Origin of the sequence: Pseudomonas sp. RL (assembly GCF_000647775.1) — a bacterium.
GTDB lineage: Bacteria > Pseudomonadota > Gammaproteobacteria > Pseudomonadales > Pseudomonadaceae > Serpens > Serpens flexibilis.
Map to the genome: position 1 here is coordinate 1 of NZ_JBOY01000116.1, position 2,606 is coordinate 2,606.

General features: G+C 62.4%; 4 protein-coding genes. All 4 read left to right on the forward strand.

The annotated features are described in order from the left end of the window. A partial coding sequence (locus AS93_RS0115725; RefSeq protein WP_027591500.1) for a cbb3-type cytochrome c oxidase subunit II occupies positions 1–265 on the forward strand: 265 nt, incomplete at its 5' end. Positions 266–271: 6 nt separating this feature from the next. Continuing rightward, positions 272–454 (forward strand): CcoQ/FixQ family Cbb3-type cytochrome c oxidase assembly chaperone, encoded by a 183-nt coding sequence (locus AS93_RS0115730; protein WP_027591501.1) that lies wholly within the window; start codon positions 272–274, stop codon positions 452–454. Next, on the forward strand, positions 451–1,386 hold the full coding sequence (gene ccoP, locus AS93_RS0115735) for a cytochrome-c oxidase, cbb3-type subunit III (RefSeq protein ID WP_027591502.1): 936 nt from the start codon (positions 451–453) through the stop codon (positions 1,384–1,386). The genes AS93_RS0115730 and ccoP overlap by 4 nt, the downstream gene beginning before the upstream one ends. Before the next feature lie 332 nt (positions 1,387–1,718). Beyond that, positions 1,719–2,606: cbb3-type cytochrome c oxidase subunit I (locus tag AS93_RS0115740; protein ID WP_037009607.1), on the forward strand; the 888-nt coding region annotated here is incomplete at its 3' end.

Below are 2,606 nucleotides of genomic sequence, written 5' to 3' on the forward strand. Positions count from 1 at the left end.
CTCCGACGACTGGCACCGTGCCCACCTGTACAACCCGCGCAACGTCGTGCCCGAGTCGATCATGCCCGCCTACCCCTGGCTGGTAGAGAACACCCTGGACGGCAAGGACACCGCCAAGAAGCTGCAGGCGCTGCGTACCCTCGGCGTGCCCTATACCGCCGACGACATCGCCACCGCACGCGACGCCGTCAAGGGCAAGACCGAGATGGACGCCGTGGTCGCCTACCTGCAAGTGCTTGGCACCTCGCTCACCAACAAACGGTAACGGTGCATGGAAATCGGGCTAATTCGCGGCTTGGGCACCCTGGTGGTCTTCGTCGCCTTCATCGGCGTGGTCCTCTGGGCCTATAACAGCAAGCGTCGCGGCAGCTTCGACGAAGCCGCGCTGCTGCCCTTCGCCGATGACCCGCAAGGCCTGCACAACCAGCAAGTCTCTAGGAGTAACCAAGAATGACTTCTTTCTGGAGCTGGTATATCACCCTGCTCACCCTCGGCTCCCTAGTGGCGCTGCTGTGGCTGATTTTTGCGACACGCAAAAGTGAACAGTCCAAGGGCATTACTGATCAAACGATGGGCCATTCCTTCGATGGCATCGAGGAATACGACAACCCGCTGCCGCGCTGGTGGTTCCTGCTGTTCGTGGGCACCATCGTCTTCGGCGCCGTTTACCTGGCCCTCTATCCGGGCCTGGGCAACTGGAAGGGCATCCTGCCCGGCTATGAAAATGGCTGGACCAGCGTTGGCCAGTGGGAACGCGAAATGCAGCGTGCCGACCAGCAGTACGGGCCGATCTTCGCCAAGTATGCGGCCATGCCGCTGGAGGAAGTCGCTCAGGACGAGCAGGCCCTGAAAATGGGCAGCCGCATGTTCGCCACCTACTGCTCCATCTGCCACGGCTCCGATGCCAAGGGCTCGATGGGCTTCCCCAACCTGGCCGACAGCGACTGGCGCTGGGGCGGCGATGCCGAGACCATCAAGGCCTCCATCCTGCACGGCCGCACCGGCGTGATGCCGGCCTGGGGCGCGGTGATCGGCGAAGATGGCGTGAAGAACGTGGCCGCCTATGTGCGCCAGGAACTGGCTGGCCTGAAGCTGCCGGAAGGCACCCAGGTTGACCTGGAAGCCGGCAAGCAGGCGTTCGCCACCACCTGCGTGGCTTGCCACGGTCCGGAAGGCAAGGGTATGGCCATGCTCGGCGCACCCGACCTGACCCACCCGGCCGGCTGGATCTACGGCACCAGCCTGGCCCAGCTGCAGCAGACCATCCGCCATGGTCGTACCGGCGTCATGCCGGCCCAGGAACCCTACCTGGGCAACGACAAGGTGCACCTGCTGGCGGCCTACGTGTACAGCCTGTCCAAGCAAGCGCAAGTGGCCAGCAAATAAGCGCCGCCACCGACCTTGATCTGTAACAAACATTCGGCCGCCTTCGTGCGGCCGAATGTCGCACCGCACACCTGCCCTTCCCCGCCCCCCGCTCCATTCGGTTACCCTTTTCACGCATCGCTTGGCCGTGCCTAAGAAGGCAGCCGAGGTCTTCCAGCTTTCCGCCGTTCGTCGCGCACGCTTCCGACACTCCGACCATCGCTGTAAGCCCTTGATTTTCCGGCCTCTGCGAGCCCCGCCAAAAGGGTGGCGCGTTTGCATTGACCTTCCGGTTTCTCCATACTGCCGCCGTTTTTTGCCTTGTGCGCCTTCTAACCGTGGAACCCCTACAAATGAGTACAGCAATCCAAAGTGCTTATAACTATAAGGTGGTCCGCCAGTTCGCCATCATGACGGTGGTCTGGGGGGTCATAGGAATGGGTCTAGGTGTGTTCATCGCCGCGCAACTGGTGTGGCCCGAACTCAACCTCGACCTTCCCTGGACGAGTTTCGGCCGCCTGCGTCCGCTGCACACCAACGCAGTGATCTTCGCATTCGGTGGCTGCGCCCTGTTCGCCACTTCTTATTACGTGGTCCAGCGCACCTGCCAGACCCGTCTGATCTCCGACGGCCTGGCCGCCTTCACCTTCTGGGGCTGGCAAGCGGTCATCGTCCTGGCTGTGATCACCCTGCCGCAGGGCTTCACCAGCTCCAAGGAATACGCCGAGCTGGAGTGGCCGATCGACATTCTGCTGGCCATCGTCTGGGTGTCCTACGCGATCGTGTTCTTCGGCACCATCATGAAGCGCCAGAGCAAGCACATCTATGTGGGTAACTGGTTCTACGGCGGCTTCATCCTGGTCACGGCGATGCTGCACATCGTCAACAACCTGGAAATCCCGGTCACCTGGTTCAAGTCCTACTCCATCTACTCCGGCGCCACCGACGCGATGGTGCAGTGGTGGTATGGCCACAACGCCGTGGGCTTCTTCCTGACCACCGGCTTCCTCGGCATGATGTACTACTTCGTGCCGAAGCAGGCTGGCCGTCCGGTCTACTCCTACCGCCTGTCCATCGTGCACTTCTGGGCGCTGATCACCCTGTACATCTGGGCCGGTCCGCACCACCTGCACTACACCGCGCTGCCGGACTGGGCCCAGTCCCTCGGCATGGTGATGTCCGTCATCCTGCTGGCTCCGAGCTGGGGCGGCATGATCAACGGCATGATGACCCTCTCCGGC